This is a genomic window from Streptomyces sp. NPDC007095 (genome assembly GCF_040634475.1).
In the GTDB taxonomy this organism is placed as follows: Bacteria; Actinomycetota; Actinomycetes; order Streptomycetales; family Streptomycetaceae; genus Streptomyces.
Genome location: NZ_JBEYFS010000232.1, coordinates 1 through 18,310 on the forward strand (window position 1 = coordinate 1; position 18,310 = coordinate 18,310).

At 67.2% G+C, this 18,310-nt stretch carries 22 protein-coding genes and 1 pseudogene; 13 read left to right on the forward strand and 10 right to left on the reverse strand.

What is annotated here, in order from left to right:
• Positions 1-166 (reverse strand): DUF4241 domain-containing protein (locus ABZ656_RS47330; protein WP_360277398.1); only part of this gene is annotated, 166 nt, incomplete at its 3' end.
• 620 nt (positions 167-786) lie between these two features.
• On the opposite strand from ABZ656_RS47330, the gene ABZ656_RS47335 reads away from it, so the two are divergent.
• A complete protein-coding gene (locus tag ABZ656_RS47335; protein ID WP_360277358.1) occupies positions 787-1,422 on the forward strand; it encodes a VTT domain-containing protein in 636 nt (211 codons plus the stop codon).
• Positions 1,423-1,461: 39 nt separating this feature from the next.
• Here the strand turns inward: ABZ656_RS47335 and ABZ656_RS47340 are convergent, their stop codons facing one another.
• Positions 1,462-1,695, reverse strand: a complete 234-nt coding sequence (locus ABZ656_RS47340) for a DUF2277 domain-containing protein (RefSeq protein ID WP_101405402.1) — start codon at positions 1,693-1,695, stop codon at positions 1,462-1,464.
• 117 nt (positions 1,696-1,812) lie between these two features.
• Here ABZ656_RS47340 and ABZ656_RS47345 point away from each other — a divergent pair, with 117 nt between their 5' ends.
• The gene (locus ABZ656_RS47345; protein WP_360277362.1) at positions 1,813-2,763 is read left to right on the forward strand and encodes a 2-dehydropantoate 2-reductase; all 951 of its coding nucleotides are present in this window, start codon (positions 1,813-1,815) and stop codon (positions 2,761-2,763) included.
• 13 nt (positions 2,764-2,776) lie between these two features.
• Here the strand turns inward: ABZ656_RS47345 and ABZ656_RS47350 are convergent, their stop codons facing one another.
• Genes ABZ656_RS47350 through ABZ656_RS47360 form a run of 3 tightly spaced genes read right to left on the reverse strand, consistent with a single transcriptional unit; the run spans position 2,777 to position 5,261 of the window.
• Complete coding sequence (locus ABZ656_RS47350; protein WP_218978437.1) at positions 2,777-3,367, reverse strand: hydrolase; 591 nt, start codon at positions 3,365-3,367, stop codon at positions 2,777-2,779.
• Positions 3,368-3,369: 2 nt separating this feature from the next.
• Complete coding sequence (locus ABZ656_RS47355; protein ID WP_360277365.1) at positions 3,370-4,782, reverse strand: MFS transporter; 1,413 nt, start codon at positions 4,780-4,782, stop codon at positions 3,370-3,372.
• Entirely contained in the window at positions 4,782-5,261 is a 480-nt protein-coding gene (locus tag ABZ656_RS47360; protein WP_101405400.1) for a MarR family transcriptional regulator, read from the reverse strand. Before ABZ656_RS47360 ends, ABZ656_RS47355 begins: the two co-directional genes overlap by 1 nt.
• Positions 5,262-5,665: 404 nt before the next feature.
• Here ABZ656_RS47360 and ABZ656_RS47365 point away from each other — a divergent pair, with 404 nt between their 5' ends.
• Together ABZ656_RS47365 and ABZ656_RS47370 are read left to right on the forward strand one after the other, a co-directional pair.
• Positions 5,666-6,007, forward strand: coding sequence for a hypothetical protein (locus tag ABZ656_RS47365; protein WP_054230980.1), 342 nt, complete (start codon positions 5,666-5,668; stop codon positions 6,005-6,007).
• 129 nt (positions 6,008-6,136) lie between these two features.
• Positions 6,137-6,367 (forward strand): hypothetical protein, encoded by a 231-nt coding sequence (locus ABZ656_RS47370; protein WP_101405399.1) that lies wholly within the window; start codon positions 6,137-6,139, stop codon positions 6,365-6,367.
• 116 nt (positions 6,368-6,483) lie between these two features.
• Here the strand turns inward: ABZ656_RS47370 and ABZ656_RS47375 are convergent, their stop codons facing one another.
• Positions 6,484-7,011 carry a GNAT family protein gene (locus ABZ656_RS47375; protein ID WP_101405398.1) on the reverse strand — a complete coding sequence of 176 codons (528 nt, stop codon included), beginning with the start codon at positions 7,009-7,011 and terminating at the stop codon, positions 6,484-6,486.
• A 104-nt stretch (positions 7,012-7,115) separates the two neighbouring features.
• Here ABZ656_RS47375 and ABZ656_RS47380 point away from each other — a divergent pair, with 104 nt between their 5' ends.
• Positions 7,116-7,406, forward strand: coding sequence for a hypothetical protein (locus tag ABZ656_RS47380; protein WP_101405397.1), 291 nt, complete (start codon positions 7,116-7,118; stop codon positions 7,404-7,406).
• Between the two features lie 28 nt (positions 7,407-7,434).
• Here ABZ656_RS47380 and ABZ656_RS47385 read toward each other — a convergent pair whose 3' ends face one another.
• From ABZ656_RS47385 to ABZ656_RS47395, 3 genes are all read right to left on the reverse strand, one after another.
• On the reverse strand, positions 7,435-8,409 hold the full coding sequence (locus tag ABZ656_RS47385; protein WP_360277371.1) for an aldo/keto reductase: 975 nt from the start codon (positions 8,407-8,409) through the stop codon (positions 7,435-7,437).
• A gap of 524 nt (positions 8,410-8,933) precedes the next feature.
• The gene (locus ABZ656_RS47390) at positions 8,934-9,194 is read right to left on the reverse strand and encodes a cold shock domain-containing protein (RefSeq protein ID WP_360277374.1); all 261 of its coding nucleotides are present in this window, start codon (positions 9,192-9,194) and stop codon (positions 8,934-8,936) included.
• Between the two features lie 299 nt (positions 9,195-9,493).
• Positions 9,494-10,249, reverse strand: coding sequence for a GntR family transcriptional regulator (locus ABZ656_RS47395; protein WP_360277377.1), 756 nt, complete (start codon positions 10,247-10,249; stop codon positions 9,494-9,496).
• Positions 10,250-10,327: 78 nt separating this feature from the next.
• Here ABZ656_RS47395 and ABZ656_RS47400 point away from each other — a divergent pair.
• From ABZ656_RS47400 to ABZ656_RS47435, 8 genes and pseudogenes are all read left to right on the forward strand, one after another.
• Positions 10,328-10,607 (forward strand): annotated as a pseudogene (locus ABZ656_RS47400) (hypothetical protein).
• Positions 10,608-11,130: 523 nt separating this feature from the next.
• A complete protein-coding gene (locus tag ABZ656_RS47405; protein WP_327137086.1) occupies positions 11,131-11,355 on the forward strand; it encodes a hypothetical protein in 225 nt (74 codons plus the stop codon).
• Complete coding sequence (locus tag ABZ656_RS47410; RefSeq protein ID WP_360277401.1) at positions 11,352-12,095, forward strand: GntR family transcriptional regulator; 744 nt, start codon at positions 11,352-11,354, stop codon at positions 12,093-12,095. Before ABZ656_RS47405 ends, ABZ656_RS47410 begins: the two co-directional genes overlap by 4 nt.
• Positions 12,092-12,394, forward strand: a complete 303-nt coding sequence (locus tag ABZ656_RS47415) for a hypothetical protein (RefSeq protein ID WP_360277380.1) — start codon at positions 12,092-12,094, stop codon at positions 12,392-12,394. Before ABZ656_RS47410 ends, ABZ656_RS47415 begins: the two co-directional genes overlap by 4 nt.
• Before the next feature lie 662 nt (positions 12,395-13,056).
• Entirely contained in the window at positions 13,057-13,887 is an 831-nt protein-coding gene (locus ABZ656_RS47420) for a hypothetical protein (RefSeq protein WP_360277383.1), read from the forward strand.
• Complete coding sequence (locus ABZ656_RS47425; RefSeq protein WP_360277386.1) at positions 13,884-14,258, forward strand: transcriptional regulator; 375 nt, start codon at positions 13,884-13,886, stop codon at positions 14,256-14,258. Before ABZ656_RS47420 ends, ABZ656_RS47425 begins: the two co-directional genes overlap by 4 nt.
• 642 nt (positions 14,259-14,900) lie before the next feature.
• The gene (locus ABZ656_RS47430) at positions 14,901-15,833 is read left to right on the forward strand and encodes a hypothetical protein (RefSeq protein ID WP_360277389.1); all 933 of its coding nucleotides are present in this window, start codon (positions 14,901-14,903) and stop codon (positions 15,831-15,833) included.
• Between the two features lie 452 nt (positions 15,834-16,285).
• The gene (locus ABZ656_RS47435; protein WP_360277392.1) at positions 16,286-17,101 is read left to right on the forward strand and encodes an SLATT domain-containing protein; all 816 of its coding nucleotides are present in this window, start codon (positions 16,286-16,288) and stop codon (positions 17,099-17,101) included.
• A 369-nt stretch (positions 17,102-17,470) separates the two neighbouring features.
• Here the strand turns inward: ABZ656_RS47435 and ABZ656_RS47440 are convergent, their stop codons facing one another.
• Positions 17,471-17,662: a hypothetical protein gene (locus ABZ656_RS47440; protein ID WP_360277395.1), complete on the reverse strand. Its 192-nt coding sequence runs from the start codon at positions 17,660-17,662 to the stop codon at positions 17,471-17,473.
• Between the last annotated feature and the right edge of the window lie 648 nt (positions 17,663-18,310).

An 18,310-nucleotide genomic window follows, 5' to 3' on the forward strand; every position in this document is an offset into this window, starting at 1 on the left:
CCTCGGCCATGGTCGCGTCGACGAAGGCGCCGGTGCCCGCGTCCACTCCGAAGCCGTAGAACTGCCCGTCTCGCAGGACGCGTTCGTCCTGGCCGCCCGCGTACCTCCAGCGCCCGGCCCTTCGTACAGCACCACCGAACCGGCCCCGCCCGGCCTGAAGCCCCAGTCGTGCCGGGTCCTCGCCTCACCCTTCCCGTTCTCGTCGGCGGTGAAGTCCAGCCACACCTCGTTGTCCGGGTCGGCGTGAGCCGGGTCCTCGCGGTGCTGGTAGACCCTGCCCGCCGCGGCCGGATCGGCGGCGCAGGGCTTCTGGTGCACCCGCGCCCCGAACACGTGGCCCGCCTTCACTCCGGTCACCCGCAGCCGTACGGTCGTGGCGCCCCGCTCGTCCATCAGCTGACTCACCTCGATCCCGCCGGCCGCCGGAACGACCTGCATGTCGTACGTCAGTGCCGCCGACGGGAGGAAGGCGCCGGGCGGCGCGAACCGCGCGTCCGTCGTCATCCAGTAGCCGTCCGCTCCCGCGCTGCCGCCCACCGTCAGTACGGCCGACGCCAGGGCGCCGGCGATCATCCCTGCCACCATCGCTGTCCCACTCCTCCAACGCTCGTCCCCGCCCCGACTTCGCCCCTCCCTTACTCGCTCCCGCCGCGAGGAGCACATGAACCCCCAGTGACCCTCCTGTCACACCCGCCGCGTACGCTGTATGGCTGTCACAGGCCGCCTGCCGCTCCCCCGCGACGTAGCGGCGAGGTCGTGCCAACGGGGGAGTACAGGGGAGTTTCGGTGCTGGAGAGTGTGGGGCCGCTGACGGGCAGCCCATGGATCTACGCGGCGGTGGCCGTCTCGGTCCTGCTGGACGTCTTCCTGCCGGTCCTGCCGAGCGGCGTCCTCGTCATCACGGCGGCCACGGCAGCGGCGGCGGGCTCCGCGGGGGCCGTCGTCGGGCAGGCGGTGCCCAACATCATGGCGCTCACCCTCTCCGCGGCCACCGCCTCGGTCCTCGGTGACCTGGTGGCCTACCGGCTGGCCTGGCGCGGCGGCGAACGCCTGGACCGGGCCATAGCCCGCTCGCGCCGGCTGTCCAGCGCGCAGGAACGTCTCGGCGCGGCCCTCGCGCGCGGCGGCGGCGCCCGGGGAGCGCTGGTCGTCCTCGCCCGCTTCGCGCCCGCCGGACGCTCGGTCGTCTCACTCGGCGCGGGCGCGGCCCACCGCCGGGTCCGCGAGTTCCTGCCGTGGTCGATCGTGGCGGGCCTGGCCTGGGCCGCCTACAGCGTCGCTCTCGGCTACTTCGGCGGCCAGTGGCTGGGCGCGAGCTGGCTCGCGACCGGGGTGTCGTTCCTGGCGCTGTTCGGCGCGGGGGCGGGCGCGGCATACCTGATGCGCCGTCCCGCAACCCAGGAGCCGGGCACCGGCGCCTGACCCACGGACGCACGGACCTGCGGATACGCGGGCGGGGCGCTATCCGGCGCGCCCGGGCTGAGCGGCCCCGCGTACCTCCAGGCCGTCCAGCAGTTCCGCGGTGGCGGCGGCGATCGCCTCGACCGCGCGGTCGAACACCTCACGGTTGTGGGCGGCCGGGGCGCGGAAGCCGGACACCTTGCGGACGTACTGGAGGGCGGCGGCCCGGATCTCCTCCTCGGTGGCCTCTTCGGGGAGCACGGGCGGACGGAGTGTCTTGATGCTGCGGCACATGCGTCCAGTCTCGCGCGGCCGGCCGGAACCCGGGGCATCGGTCCTGCCGCCGTAGCGGGATGATCTACGTCGAGGCGGCCACCATCCAGGGCCGACCGACGAGAGGATCGAACAGCCATGACCAAGGACCAGTCGAAGGAACGGGCCGAGGAACGGGACGCGGAGCGGTCGACCGTGGCGGTACTGGGCCCGGGCGGCGTCGGCGGACTGCTGGCGGCGCTGGTGGCCCGGGCCGGACACCGGGTGATCTGTCTGGCCGGGGACGAGACGGCGCGGGCGCTGCGCACGGACGGCATCCGCGTCCGCAGCGGCCGGTTCGGGGACTTCACGGCGGCCGTGGAGGCCGACACCGAACTGCGCGAACCGGTCGACGCCTGCCTGATCGCGGTCAAGCACACGGCACTGGACGCGGCCCTGGAGCGGGTACGGCCGGAGGCGCTCGGCGACGGCCTGCTGGTCCCGTTCCTGAACGGTGTCGAACACCCGGCGGCCCTGCGAGCCCGCTACGGTGCCGCCCGTGTCGCCCCCGCCGTCATCCGTGTCGAGTCGACCCGGACCGCCCCCGGGGTGATCGAACACGGCAGCCCCTTCGCCGAGATCGACCTGACCGGCGAGAGCGTGCCGCGCGGCCGGCTGGACGCGCTCGCCGGGGTGTTGGCTGCGGCCGGCCCCGCCGTCCGTGTCCTGGACGACGAGTCGGCCACGCTGTGGGCGAAGATGTCGTTCCTCGCGCCGTTCGCGCTGCTGACGACCCGTTACGGGGTGCCGCTCGACGAGGTCCGTACGCACCACCGCGAGGAGTTGACGTCCCTGGTGGCGGAGACGGCCGCCGTCAGCCGGGCGTGCGGCGCCCCGGCGGACCCTGCCGTGGCCCTCGCCCGCTACGACGCCTTCCCCCCGGACACCAGGTCCTCCATGCAGCGCGACGCCGAGGCGGGCCGTCCGCTCGAACTCGACGCGATCGGCGGCGCGTTGCTGCGGGCCGCGGACCGGCACGGGGTGGCCGTGCCGGTGGCGCGGGGGCTGGTGAGGAAGTTGGAGGAGCTGGAGGGCAGCCGCCGCCACTGACCCTGACTACGGCTCAGGCGTGGGTCTTGGCCAGCACTTCCAGGATCTCGTCCGTCGTGCCCGTCTCACCGAGACGCGGGAAGATCCGCTCGACGCTGTTGCGGTGGGTCTCGGCGTCGATGTCGGACATGGCGTCGGTGGCCAGGGTGACGTGGTAGCCGTGCTCGTGGGCGGCGCGGGCGCTGGACTCGACGCCGATGCTGGTGGCGATGCCGACCAGCACGATCTGGGTGATCCCGCGGCGGCGCAGCTGCAGGTCGAGGTCGGTGCCGTAGAACGCGCCCCAGTTCCGCTTGGTGACGACGATGTCCTCCGGGTGACCGGCGAGCTCGTCGACGAGGACGTCCCAGCCCTCCGGCCAGACACGGGGGGCGCGGGCGGGGCCGTCGATGCGCCCGGGGACGCCGTCCGCGCCGTCGGCGGCGGCGGTGACCCGGACGAGGACGACGGGGAGGCTCTGCTCGCGGAAGGCGTCCGCGAGCCGGGCCGCCCGCTCCACGACCTCCGCGGCCGGGTTCGGGACGAGGCCCGGGTTTCCGGCGATGCCGTTCTGCAGGTCGATGACGACGAGCGCGGTCTTCGGGTCGAGCGTGGTGACAGCCATGGTCAGGCCTTTCGGGGGGTGGAGGGCGCGAGGGCGCGCAGGGATCGGTCGAGCAGGGTCACCGCCAGGAGCAGCGCGGCTCCGGCGAGCATGAAGAGGGCCAGGTGGTGCAGGCCCCCGGTGTCGGCGCCATGGGGGAAGACGGCCGCGTCGGCGGCGGAGGCGACCATCGCGCCGAGGTACATGAAGGTGCGCAGGAGTCCGGCCGCGGAGCCCATGCGGGCGGGGTCGGCCTGCCGGTAGAGGGCGTTCTGGTTGGCGAGGCCGTTGAGGCCCTGCGGGATGCCCATGACGATCCCGACGGCGCCGAGCAGCCAGATCGCACTGCCGGAGTTCACGCCCAACAGCGCGGCACACGCGGCGATCTGAACCAGACTGCCCACGACGAGCTTGCCCCGGATCGCCTCGCGGCGCCCGGTGGCGGCGGAGACGGCCAGCGCGCTGAGCGACAGCGGCAGCAGTACGAGTCCGGCGGTGGCGGCGGACAGCTCCCGCCCCTCCTCCAGCCACTGCGTGAAGCCGTACAGGAACGCGTACGCCGTCGTGAAGCTGAGGAATTGACGCAGGAACGTCGCCAGCATGGGGACGTTGCCGCCGAGCACCCGCAGATCGATGAACGGCTCCGCGACGCGAACTTCCCACAGGGCGAAGCCCGTTGCCGTGCCGACGGCGAGCACGAGCAGCCACCAGTGGTCGGCCCGCGGTTTCATCAGGAAGAACATGAGGGCGGCGAGCAGGCCGGCGAACAGCGCCATGCCGAGCGGGTCGACGCTCCGCCTCTGCCGCTGCCCGCCCGGGCTCTTCGGCAGCCGCAGCGCACCGAGGACCAGACAGGCCCCCGACAGTGGCACGTTGACAAGGAAGATGGTGCGCCAGCCGCCCACGCCGATCAGCAGTCCGCCCAGGGTGGGGCCGACGACGGAGACGGTCTGGGCGGAGACGGCGAGCGCGGTCAGTACTCCGGCCGGGCTGTCCCGCCCGGTGCGCTCGGCCTCACTGCGGGTGAGGCTCATCGAGGCGGGGTACGCGGCGGAGGTGCCGAATCCGAGCAGCACCCGGGCGGCGACCAGCGCGCCGAGGCTCGGAGCGAGGGCGCCGAGCAGCCCGGCGATCCCCACGAGCGCCGTCCCGATGAGATAGAGACGACGAGGTCCGTACGTGTCCACGAGCCGTCCGATGACGGGCTGCCCCACGGCGGTGGCCAGGTAGAGCCCCGTGACCAGCCAGGCCGTCTGCGCGGGCGGTGCCCCGAGCGCGGCCCCGATCGGCACCAACGCCACCGCGATCATGGCGGAGTTGACGGGATTCAGTACGGATCCGAGGACCATCGGGGCGATCAGCCGCCGGTCGAAGGAGTCCGCGGGGCGGGGGCGCGAGGGCCGGTCGGAGCGAACGAGTCCGGATATCTTGGGCATCACGGCCGGGTGAGCCGTTCCAGTACGGCCATGGCCTCGATGACGGTCTGCCGCTCGGCCTCCGTGCAGCGGTCCTCGAAGGCCCGGGCCAGCCATTCCGCACGGGCCTGCCGGGTGCCCTCGATGCGCTCGCGCCCCGCGTCGGTGAGTGTGACGAGCTGCCGCCGGCCGTCCCCGGGGTCGGGATTGCGCTCGATCAGCCCGTACTGGTCGAGCGCGGCGAGTGTGGCGGCCATCGACTGCGGGCGCACCCCCTCGGCGGCGGCCAGTCCACTGGCCGTCGCGGCGCCGCTCTTGCTCACCAGCGTGAGCGCGGACACCTGGGAGGGCGTGAGGTCCTGCGTCTCCCCCTCCGTCTCGGCGACCTCCCGGATCCGCCGCCGCAGCCGGTTGAACGCGACCCGCAGATCCCGCGCGGCACGCGCGGCGGACCCGGAGACGCCGTCGACGCCTTCGGCGGCATCCCTGCTGTCGTCCATGCCCCCACGCTAGGACCTTCAGCCCAGACTGTCCAGTTCAAACTGTGCAGCCTGGACTGAGCAATTCCGTGATGATCGCGGTCGTGGCCGAGCTCACCCTGTGGACCACGCCGTACATGGCCGCCCGGCTCGCGCGACACCCGCACGCCGAGGTCCGCCTGTGTACCACCGGCTCACTCCGCTCGGCCTGTCGCTGGGGGCCCGCTCGCCATGGTCAGGGCCTGGACAGAGGAGCACCTGGCCGAGGTGGACCGGGCCAACGCACTCAGCCGCGAACTCGCCGACGACGACTGACAGTTCGGGCCGCCACGGCAAGACGTCGTCCGACGTGGACGCCCCACCCGTTCGCGTGAAGTCCCCGAAGGAACTCGCACCTCAAATTCGAACAGGCGTACCATTGCCGCGTGGCTGCGACCTATGACTTCCCGAGTGACCTCCTGGCCGGCCAGGAGGAGCTGCATCAGGTCCGGGCGGAGCTCCTGGCCCTGCTCAAGAGGCTCCCCTGGTCGGTGGAGCCCCTGGACGGCTTCAGCGACGACAAGGGCTGGCGCAAGGTGGAACGCCCCGCCTCCCCCGGCTGGACACCCGACGAACAGGCCGAGGTCGAGAAGCTCCGCCAACGCGAACGAGAACTCGCCGTCTTCGTCACCTGCCACCGCTTCTGGTCGGAGGTCGCCCCACCGGACACGGTGGACGCCCGCGCGAAGCTGAAGCACGCCCACGAAGGGCCCCCACAGACGTCGTAAATCCGTGTCACTCCGGGTACGGGGGAGCCGCCGCGTGGCAACGATGAGTCACCGGCGTTGACGCGGAGGCACTCATGCCCATGCTCCTCATCGAGGGCGACTACCGGATCCTGAACGCGAAACCGGACGGTGCTGTTCCCGAAGCTCTTCCGCCGCCTCGCGGACCATCTGCGCTTCGCGCCCGACTCCTCGCTGGACTGTTTCCCCAGCTACCTCTTCGGCGGCGCCGACCGATTCCGCATCCTCTCCCAGGGCCCCACCGCCAGGACCATCACCGGCCTGCACCACGTGATCGAGGTCAACGCCGGAACGGTACGTATGACCCACCCGATCGAGGATCTGGTCTTCGCCGAGGAATGACGAGGCCGGACGTTCGACTGCCAGAACTCTCGATGGCCAGAACTCTCGACCGTCCGAACTCTCGGCCGTCCGAACTCTCGGCCGTCCGAACTCTCGCCCGTCCGAACTCTCGCCCGTCAGGACTTCAGAAGTCCGCCCACCCACCAGTCACGCGGTTCACCCCGGACCACGGTGCGACGGCGCAGGGTTCCCTCGACGGTGAAGCCGAGCTTCTCTGCGAGCGCGCGGGAGGGCACGTTCCCGACCATCGCCCACCACTCGATCCGGTGCGCCCCGAGCACGGCGAAACCCCAGTCGCACAGAACCCGGGCCGCCTCCGCGGAGTACCCCCGGCCGCGCTGCTCCTTGGCCGCCCAGTAGCCGAGTTCGTAGACCCCCTCGGAGAGCCTCGTCAGACAGAACGAACCGACCAGGGCACCGTTGTCCGACCGGAAGGCACCCAGAATGTGGTCGCGATCCCCTGCCCAGCCCTGGGGCGCGGTCTCCCCGACGTACTTCTCGGCATCCTCACGCCGAAACGGCGACGGCGCCGGCGTGTAGAACTGGATGTCCTCGTCCTGACAGGCCGCGTACACCGCGTCCGCGTCGGAGAGGCCGAAGGGCCTGAGCAGAAGTCGCGCGGTCTCCAGAGTCACGGGATCCATGGCGGCAGTATGGCCAGCACCCACAGGCGCAACCACCGAATTTCCGGGGCAGGGGCGGCACGCGAAGCCGGCGTGCCGCGGGCAGGGGCTGCTCTAATCATCCGGTGACTGACGTGGAGGGGGAACGGGGACGCAAGATCTCCGCCGTTGTGCTGGGTGGATCGTCCGTCGCCTTCTGGTTCTGTTGCCCCTTTTGGATGCTGACGTGGTTCTTTGCCCTGCCGGCCGGCCTCGGCGGCCTCGTGCTCGGCTGGGTCCAGTACCGCGCCGCGTCTCGCGAGGGCCTCAGCCGGACGCGACCCATGACCGGCATGGCGCTCGGCGCTGTGGGGACAGTTGCCGCCGTCGCTTACTTGATCTTCCTCATCAGGCATCCTGACCTGGATATCCAATAGCGGAAAGATCAAGGCCCGGATCAGACGGTCAATACCGGGCGCCCACGGGGGCCGGGATGCTGTCGAGGTCGGCAAGGTCGGACGCAGACAGTCTGACGTTCGCGGCGCCTGCGTTGTCGGCGACGTATTTCGGGTTCTTGGTGCCGGGGACAGGGACGACGTGCGGACCCTGGGCGACGAGCCAGGCGAGGGCGACCTGCGCGGGGGTGGCGCCGATCCGGCCGGCGACTTCGCGGACCCTGGTCGCGATGTCGAGGTTGGCTCGCAGGTTGTCCTGCTGGAAACGCGGAAGACGCCGCCGCTGGTCTTTCTGCGGCAGTTCGTCAAAGGAGGTGAAGCGGCCGACGAGGAAGCCGCGGCCCAGCGGCGAGTACGGCAGGAGGCCGATGCCGTGCTCCGTGCAGTAGGGCAGGACCTCGGCCTGGACGTCGCGGGTCCACAGGGAGAACTCGGACTGCACAGTGGTGACCGGGTGTATCGCCCGGGCGCGCTGGATCTGCTCGACGCTGACCTCGGACAGGCCCAGGCAGCGGGCCTTGCCGGCCGCGACAGCCTCGGCCATCGCACCCCACGTCTCCTCGATCGGGACCTCGGGGTCGACGCGGTGGAGCTGGTAGAGCTCGACATGGTCGGTGCCCAGGCGGCGCAGCCCGGCGTCGATGGCGGCGCGGACATGCTCGGGCCGTCCATTGGGCCTGACGAGCGGGGAGCCGGCGGGGCCACCGGTGGGGTCGATGGCCTCCAGGCCCACCTTGGTGGCGATCACCGCGCGGTCCCGGCGGTCGGCCAGGGCCCGGCCGACGAGTTCCTCGTTGGTGTAGGGACCGTAGACGTCGGCGGTGTCGATCAAGGTGACGCCCAGGTCGAGGGCCTGGTGGATGACGGAGATGGAAGTGGCTTCGTCGCGCGGGGTTGCCATGTCGTAGGCGAAGCTCATCCCCATGGCGCCCAGGCCGATGACGCCGACCTCTGGTCCATGGGTGCCAAGACTGGTGGTACGCATGCGGGTGTTCTGCCTTCGTGTCGAATCGGAGCGTCACGACCGACGCCATCACTGGCCGACCGGTCGACTACTACGAATCTAGGAAGCCTGGCGGGAAGGGTCAAAGGCCAGGAGGCCTTGGGGCGGGACCTACTTCCTCGCACCTGATAGGCCCGAATTCCCAGTGCACGTCGGCGCCGCACCCGGCAGCGCCGTGACCACGAGATGGCCGACTGCGTGGACGGGCAGATCAGGAAGGTGAAGTGGACTCCACGTGGACCTTCTGGCACGTGAGAGGCACGGCGCCATCTGGCAGCCCCGAAAGAACAAGGCCCAGGTCCCCCGATGCGTACCGGTTGACCTGGGCCTTGTTCGTGTCCTGAGACTGGTGGGCGCGGACGGTTTCGAACCGCCGACATCCGCCTTGTAAGTTCGATCACCGTGCGGTGCAGGTTGCTGAAACGGCGTTGAACGGCTCGTCGTTGGTCCGGCCGTGGCCGCTTCTGTGTGGCAGCGTTCGCCGCCGTTGATGTCAGGTGCGGATGTCAGACGGGCCTGGGGATGATGCTCACCGCACGGTAGTCGTACCCGTCCTGCTTGAAGCCGGGCGCTTCCCAGGTGAGATCGACCTGTTGCCCTGGTGACAGCGTGCGAAAGCCGGGCGCCTGAATGTCGGCGTAGTGGCCGAAGCACCCTCCGGGAGTCTCGGGCGAGTCGAGGACACCCCAACCCTCCTCGTCGCTCCACTCACGCACAGTCGCAGTCACGACTGCGGCGACCTTACGGGTCTCCCTGCGGCGACTCATCTGCCTCTCCCCTCATCTATCCCACAAGAACACAAAGAGTCTGACCGCTCAGGCTGGCACGGTCCTCTGTGGGAAGTTCTGTGACGCTGGCAGTCGGGCCGCTCGAAAGATGTACCAACCGTGGTACAGACCTCCGCGTCGAGTATGAGCAGACTCGTGTTCGGGTCGGCGCCGCAAGATCCAGCGATTTACCTTCCCGGGTAAAGACACGAGCTCTCGCATGGGAAATCCTGGCGCCTGAAGGAAGGAGGTGGCCCACGTAGGGGATGTCGTTGGGGGTCTCGCCGCAAGCGGCGCGATCACCGGTTGATCGGGATCTCGTAGACGATCTCGCAGTGCGTGGCGGGCACCACGATGTCCGCCGTCTCCACCGGTCGCCCTTCGTCGCTGTAGTACGTCCGCTGAATGCGCGTGACGAGCGCGGACTTCTGGATGCCCAGGAGCGAGGCCTCTTCGGCGGTAGCCTGCCGCGGTTCCGGCTGCTCCACGGCGTGGCTGACGGTGATACCGATCGCGGCCATGCGGTTCACGACTCCGGCGCCCGCGTGGGGCCCACCTTCCGGGAGTACGACGAGAGTGCCGGCCGTGAGGTCGTAGGGCTCCCAACTCGCCGACAACTGCACGGGTCTGCCGTCCGCCAGGAACTCGTACGTGGTCCGGACGCACAGCTCGCCCTCGGCGATACCGAGTCGCGCGGCGATGTCGGCAGGCGCCGGCACCTTGGCGTCCGTCCGGCTCTCCCAATCCCCCTGCCTGCCCACGGCTTTCATGTCCGTCCGGAACGGTGACCCACCGGGCTGCTCGCGCGCCGTGGACCGGACGATCCGCACCCGCTGCCGGGGCTCGGCGACGTACGTACCCGATCCGGCGCGCCCCTCCAGTACGCCCTGGGAGATCAGCAACTCCTGAGCCCTGCGGACCACGTTCTCGCCCACGCCGTACTCCTGGCCGATCTGGGCGCGGGACGGCAGGCGGTCTCCCGGTTCCCAGACATGCTCCGCGATCCGCCGCCGGAGCTCGTCGGCGATGCGGAGGTACGGCGGTTGCTCAGACATATGGAAAATCTAGTCCACTAGCTCTAATCTAGTTAACTAGATTCACGCAAAGTGATTGCCGGTGACGGAGGCTGTCCTGTGCCCGCTTCGGGAGTTAGCGCGGCGGCCCTCGCCGCCCGGCTGTCCGCCCTCGGGCTCCTCACGGCGAGTGGAGGAACACCCCCGGCACACGTCGGTCGAAGCGGAGGTGCCGGAATCGCTCTCCGCCGAGACATGGCGAGAGGTCTTGGAAGTGGTGGCGGAGGCCGATCGGTTCGGACTCCTCGCCACCAGCTTGAACGGCCGCACCCTCTGGGCGGTCGTACGCAAAGCGGTCCCCACGACGGGCGATGTCGGGGGACCGAGCCATCAGCGATAGGAGCTGAACAGCGTGCTCAACCGTATCCGCCGCGCCGTCTCCCTCACCAGAGCGCGGTACTTCCCGAGGGGCAGGCACCGCCGCGCCTTAACGCCCGCCCGACTGCCGGCCGCTCCCACATCCCCTGCGACCGCTGACGCATCGACCGTCGTTCTGGGTCGAGCTTCCACCGGCCCGGACCGCCGACACCCGCTCAAGGGTGAGGACAACGCGCTCGTCCGCCCGTACGTGCTGGCCTGGGAGAAGCGCGTACGAGCGCGCTCGGTGGTTGTCGCTCCCCATCTGCCGGCTGATGCCTGGTCGGCCCTCGCGGGGGTCCGCTGATGCCTCCTCGCCAACGGCCCCACAGCACGGACACCTCGGCCGCCCCCTACCGATCGACCGCCTGCCGCATCGGCACCCACCCCGCCTGCTCGGAGACCTCCCCGACCTCGGCGCCGGTCGACCTCCCGGTGATCTACGAAGCGTGCGACTGCCCGTGCCACTCGGCACGCGACCAGTCCACGCCTGAGGAGGTGTCGCGGTGAGCGAACGAGCCCCCAGGAGCGTGCTGGTCGCCAGCATCGAGGTCACCTCGACCACCGTGCAGCGCGGCGACATCATCCAACTCGGCGGCCAAGCCTGCCGGGTGCGGGACCTCTTCCAACTGCCCCAGGGCGCGAAGCAACTCGTCTTCGAGTCGGGCGAGCTGCTGACCATACACACGCGCACCCGGCTCGTCGTCGTGCGCACGCTGAGAAGGTGGTGACCGGGCCCGTGCCGTCTCGCCACCACCACATCGCCGACGACCTCCGGCACCAGATCACGGCCGGCCTCATCAAACCCGGCGAACGCCTTCCGTCCGAAGCCGGCCTCGCCGATCGGTACCACGTCAGCACGGTGACGCTTCGGAGTGCTCTCGCGGTGCTCCAGACGGAAGGCCTCCTCGAGAAGATCCACGGCAAGGGCAACTTCGCCCGTCGCCCCCTCCGCAAGATCATGTACGTCGGAGGCTGGGGAACACTGGACCCGTGGACCGCCGCCGAACCGGCCTTGCGCGTCACGATTCGCAGCAACACGGTGCAGGCGCACGGGCATCTGACGACTTTGCTGAAGGTGCCCGCGGGGAGCCCTCTCGCCGAGTTCTTCTGCATCAGCCACGCGGGAGAGTCACCGCACGGACTGGCCCGCATCTACATCCCACGTGACCTGGCACCGGCTGGAGTGCTCGACGACGGGTCCGAGTGCCAGGAGGCGGCTACGAGATTCGCCCTCCTCGGTCCGCCTCCGGCCGTAGTCCGGGAGACGGTGTGCGCTCGCCCACCGACGCCGGACGAAGCCGCTGCCCTCCGGATCGGCTCCACTCCGCCCGTCCTCGCGATCACGCGAGTCGCGACCGACTCCACCGGCCGAGTCGTCGAAGCCGCCCTTCTGGTGTTCCCCGGGGACCGCATCGACGCGGTCTTCACCACCCACCACACGACCGATGAGAGGCAGACGCAAGGATGACGGCACGGAACGAACTCAGGCTCCTCCCGTGGTCGGGTCCAGAGGGCAAGCCCTGCTACCTGAGCACCGACGACCGGCGCGGCTACATGCCCCGCCTGGCGGACAACATCGAAGCGGTCCAACTCGGCACAGCGGCCGAGCTGCTGGAGCAAGCCTCCGAGACGCTCGACGACCAGGACGGCGACCGGGAGGAAATGCGGCGGCTGGCCAAGGAACTGACCGGGGCTCTTCGAGACGTCCTCCGCGTCGCGACCAGCCGCGGTCACCTGCTGGCGGCGAGCGAACCGCACAGCATCTGAAACAGCGGGCGCGAAGGGCGCCTGACGACAACGGCCCTTCTGGCGGGGAGCGGAGCCCGAGTACCAACCTGGGCTCCCCTCCCCGTCGCGTTATGCCGACCCGGCCGAGATACGCCGCCCACAATGAAGCCCCCCCCCCGCGATCTTCTGAACGTCAGCCGACGACAGTCAGCCACGACGGCGGGTGCGCCGACCGACCACGCGCACGTATGCCTCGCTGCATGCCCACCGGCCTCAGTCACGCTGCTGGTGCCGTCGACCAGAGAAGTTGTGACGGCCAGTCCAGAGCGCACTACCTGAGCCATCAGCTTGGGAAGCTCATGTCTCCTGGCCCCGGCTGCCCTACTGACCTGCGGCCAAGGGCGCTGGAGCCCCTGGTGGGCCGCCGTTCGATTCCCGGTGTTCCCCGTGGTTCCCCGTACAACCTGGCACGCGTCTGGCACGACCCCTTCGTCCTGAACTGCGAGCGGAGCCGTCGCTGACGTCTCTTCGGGCTATCGGCTGGCCTGCTCGGCGTTACCCCTTGGATGGCCCTCTTGTGTTGTCAGCACACGGCTTACTCTTGACTGCCATGTACTTTGCATCGCAAAGTTAGTTCGGCGGCCGACCATGTGGCGGTCCGCTCACGAGCGCTGCCAGAGCGCCGGCCACAAGGGGGAAAGATGGGAACATCCGCACCGAGCAGCGCGGGATCGGAACCGAGGGCGGCCGCGGCCGCCTTGTTGGCTGCGACGGAAGGCCTCCGTGCGAGGACCCGCACGCAGACCAACGGAGCATGGACTCCCCTCCTTGGCTTCGGGCTCCTTGCACTGGCGGCCATTCCGGTCGCCCGGTACGCCTTCAACTTCGGAGCCCACGGGCGCTACATCGGGTCTTATCCGACCTTTGCCTACGCCGAGCTGACTGGCCTGTGCGTCGTCCACGAACCAGGAACCCCCTGCCTGAAAGGCGAGTTCGACGGAGCCGTCCTGCGCTTCGCGGCATGGGGCGTGTGGTTCGCGCTCCTCCCCCTCGCATGGTTCGTCTTCGCCCGCTGGTATCGCCTGCGCGGCGAGGCCCGGGGCGTCGTCCCGCGGCGCGGCATGTGGGTCCGCGTGACCGCCGTATCCACCACTGTGATCACGACAGCTCTGGTGGCGCTGCTGTTCGGCAAGGACCAGCCGTGGGAGGCCGTGCTGCTGGAGAACAGCTACGCCTCCCCGTGGTACATGGTCGGCATCGGACTTCTCGCCCTCGGAATTGCCGAACGCAGTTGGATCGCCGCGGTGGCCGGCATCGCTCACGCCCTGCTGCTCACGGGGTACCTGGGGGCCTCCTGGGGCAGTGGATGGCTTCCCTGGCAGCACCCCGCCCATCCCGGCTGGGCCGACGGACCGCAGTTCAAGGCCTTTCTGCTCGCTGCCGTCCTGCTCCTCGCCGGTCTCTGCGAGTGGACAGCGGTCCGCCGCCGGCGCGCGCCCGGTGTCGCAGTTGCGGGTACGGTCGTCTCATGAGCGTCGAAGACTCGACCGCTACGCAGGACAACCAAAAGGAACTGCATCCCACCCAGGCGCTGGACGACACCGTCCACCAGCGCGTGCGGCTCGGCGTCCTCACCGTTGCCCGCGAAGCCGACCGGGTCGAGTTCAGCTTCCTGAAGAAGCAACTGGCCGTCACTGATGGAAATCTCTCCCGGCACCTGAAGGTGCTGGAGGAGTCCGGAATGATCACCGTGGAGAAGGGCTACGCGGGTCGACGCCCCCGAACATGGGTATCCCTCACCCGTGAAGGTGCGCAGGCCTTGGACGCCGAACTCCGGGCCCTACGTGCACTCGTGCTACGCCTTGAGGCTCCCCGTTCCGTGCCCAGCACACCCGACGCGTGATCACCGCTTTAGGAGAGAGGCGGGGTGATCTGCAGGCTGAGCTGCGGCTTCGTCGGCTGAGGAATCGGATGGTTGCTCGTCCGCGTGCCACCGGTGTTGACCGTGGCTGACCCCTGCATCTGGCACGGTTGTGGCACGAACCTCAGCCGACGACAGTCAGCCACGACGGCGAGCGCGCCGACCGACCAGGCGCGCGTGTGCCTCACTGCACCACCCCCGGCATCAACACGCTGCTGCCAACGACTAGAGCAAGCTGCGATGGCCGGCGCGCGCTGACGGCACCTGAACCCGTAAATCTCACATCTCCGTGACGATATCCCAGTATCCTCCACGCAACACTCATATGTCTATTCAGTGGAGCGAACGAGGATGAGCGAATCAACAACACCGCAGAGTGACCTACAGAAGGCAATCGAAGCGGAGTTTGAAATTTGCAGGAGGCCGCTTCGAGATTTCTCCAACAATCGCGATGATACCCAAGGATTCGCTCGATCGGGAAAACCTTGCATCAGGCACTTCGTAGATCGTGCGAAAATGCCCGTCCCTCTATCGGTATCTCTGTCGCTCAAGCTACTCCTTCACTGTCACGATCTGGGCCGCACGGAGAAACTCGCATGGGAATACCCCTTTACGTATCAAGGGGTGGAGTGCAGCATCTCCCATGAGAAATTCGGCGTCCGCCTATACGTAGAACGGACAGAGGTAGGAAAAAGGGTCGAGCCGGATAAACTTGTGAGTAAAATCTCAGCCGCCGCCCGAATGATGGAAAAGAACCTCCTGTCTATGATGGGCAAGCAGGCTTTGCTTACGGGAGACGTCACCATACCCAACCTCTACTACAAGCTTCGCGGAATGTACGAGTACTTCCGGTCGGCCGCGCAGGATGCCTACGCAGGGAATGGCGAACTTGCACGAAAGGCAGAGGCGAATGATGTCGGCACCCTGATTGCCGGACCCCTGAATAGGAGATTGGCTATTCGGAAGGAGGGTCTGTACGCAACGATCGCAATGGTAACTAGCTACTTCAGCCTTCTTGAGCACACTTTGGTTCTGAGCATCCCTTCCAATGATTTCGATCCCTCGGTCGAGGAAGTATCCTCCTTCATCGGACTCACCCTCTTCGACAAGTACGACCGCACCTTCGAAAAAGGGCAGAACAAAGACGCCCAGAGGCTGCGGGAGAAACTAAAAATCGTGGCTGAAACTTGGCGGAATCCATACAGCCACGGCGGGTTCGACAAGTTGCACAAGGCGATAGGGTTTCATGTGGAGGGTCTGGGTGTGCTGCCAATTGGCCTATCAAGCATCACAAGCACCCCAGAGTTTCACCTTTTTCCGGAGACGGATCAAGGGTTCGACGAGCTGTGTAGGACTTTTGACGAGATCGACGATTTCTTGACCAACGGTCCCCTCTGGGCCTCTATTCAGTGGGTGACGGCAGGCCTAGACGTGCCCCTGGATAAGGAATCACTCGAAAAGTTCAGGCGTGCTGCAGAAAGAGGCACGGAGGAAATGTCATCCCATATTACTCGCACGTCTTATCTGGTCGAGCAGGCTATGAACATGGAGTGGTGAGCCCCCGAGCTGGCCCTTCTGGTAGTTTCCCCGGCGGCTTTCGAACCTGCGACACCCGCTTAAGGAGTTCGATCCATCCCTGACACGGTGGGCCCATCCTGCGTGCGCTGAGGCTGGGGGCGACCGTCGATAGCTGCTGTTGTCCGTAGCCGTTGATGTCAGCGATGGATGTCAGCGGAACAGCACCGGCGCCGGGCAGACCTCCAGCAGATTTTCCGGCTGGTCGATCCAGTTCCACCAGATATGCCGACTGGTACACCTCTACAGTGACCGGCAGGCCCGCCGACCATCGTCTTCCCGCTTGGCGAGCACAAGGCCACCAGACTCCATGGGCTAGTTGCACTCGGGGCAGGTCGGGGCGTTGCTGGGCATGCTGACTGCATATCATTAATCACACTTAGCGGTACTCGCAGAAAGGATGCCTAATGACTATCGGGGTTCCCTCAAGTGAGGTGAGCACCACTGACGCTTTAATCCAGCATCGCCGAGATATCGCCGATCTTAGGCAGCGCATTAAGAATCGCCGTCTACAGGTAGTCGGCCTTTATGGTACTCCGGTCCTCCTGGTTGTCTCGGTCGCTGCAGGAGCCGTTGTAAAGATATCTTTCTGGCTACACAGCAGCGTGTCCTCCGCAATTACTAACATTTTTGGTGGCGCCCTGGCTTTCTTGGTTCTCGCCACCGTAGTACAGTTCTATGCCGAGTTCAGTGTAGATACACCCTGGAAAGATGCCAAGAAGTCACTTAGGAGCCTCAAGCTCGACCTTGAACTAGCCGAAGAGCGTCGTATCCTTGAAGCTCGGAGGCTGACTCCTCCCGCTATCGAGAGGCAATCATCTTACAGAGAGCGTTTGCCTGGAGAGATTGCCCGACTTCGGATTGAGTCTACCCACTACCGTCGCCTGCACCTCTTCATGCAATGGTTGCTCTTTATTGGCTCAGCAGGCGTGTCGGGTGTAACGGCGTGGTATGACCCACCCCAACCCGCAAAGGGGATTTTGATCGCCCTGGGGTCCGGCGTCAGTGTAGTAACAGCCGCTGTTGGCTACTTCAAGCCTCGCGAAAGGGCGTTCAACCTGCAACAGACCGCAGATAGCATGGAACAGCACATCACAGCACTCGAATTGGGTATCGCTCCGTACAATAATGTCGATGAGGCAGTGAACATGGAAGCATTCGCCACCATTGTTGAGGGGCTACGAGCAGAACAGCGCATGCGAGAGCAACAGCTGGATCAGCCCCAGCAGGGTCAACGAGAGGTCATTTAGCGACCCGGCGTTACTCGCATGGCATTGGCTGGGGCGCCGATACGCGATGTTGAAAACCGTCGTGGGAGCGATGTCACCGTGGGTTCAAATCCCACCGTCTCCGCAGATGAACGGCCCCTGACCAGGTAGATCGGTCGGGGGCCGTTCTCATGTGCGCTGTCCGTCATCCACCGCGGTTCCCCGCCAGTTCCTGGTCGATCGTGCACGGCGGGGGCACGGGCAGCTTCTGATCCGTAGCTCTACAGAGATCGGTCAACGGGGGTCATAGAGGCCGCCCCATGCTCCCGAAGAGTCGCTACCGGCCGCGGTCGGTTGCTGGGGTTGCTGTGCTTCGTTGCTGTACAGCAGATGGCGACGCCGATGATCGGACTACGCCTTGATCGCCGTGATCAAAGCCGCGAGTGAGCTGATCACCATTGCGATAGCGACCACCCAGCTGACGTTGACGCGGCCAGTCTGACGAGTATCCTGGTCAAGATTTCCGGATACCGCTTCCGTATCAGGAATCCTGAAACCAGATCCAGGATCCGATTTCTCTATTGCATTCTCCGACTGGCTCATGCAACCCCCTGGGCTGGTTGGTTCGGCCGTCCATCTTTGGATCGGCTGGAGCAACACCTCGTCTTCTCGATTGCCGTCGGAACGGGGCGTTTTGCTTGCTCAAGAAGGTACCAAGGCTCACGAACGAGCCATTCTCGCCGGGTGAAAAATCGGAAGGTGTCAATTGTCACCACTCGCCCGAAGCGGTATTCGGATGGACCGCCAGAATCCCCTTGACCTGCACCGCTTCTAGGTAACAATTGTTGCCTGTATTCCTCTTGCGCTTACCGGAGTCCAATTCGCCCCGATTTCAACATGGCCGATTCTGATCGATGACCACTGCCGATAGGAGAAGAACAGCGGTCGGCGGAGCGATTCTGGGCTGGAGTTTCAATGACCGAGTCAAGCCCATGGGGCGCCCTCCGCTTGTGAGGACGGCGCCTACTGTCGGGGATCGTCTGTGCCTCAGCCGACGAAAGTCAGCCACGACGGTGGCTGTGCCGACTGAGGTGCCCCCCGGAGTGCGGACACAGGGGTTCATGCCGCAGGGCCCCGGCGAGTGCCTGGATAGTCTGGTTTGATCATGTGATGCGGTAGAGGGTGAGGACGCGGGGGCGGTCGGTGTGGGCTCGGCGTCCGGCGGCGGTGTTGACGTAGCCGGCGAGCTTG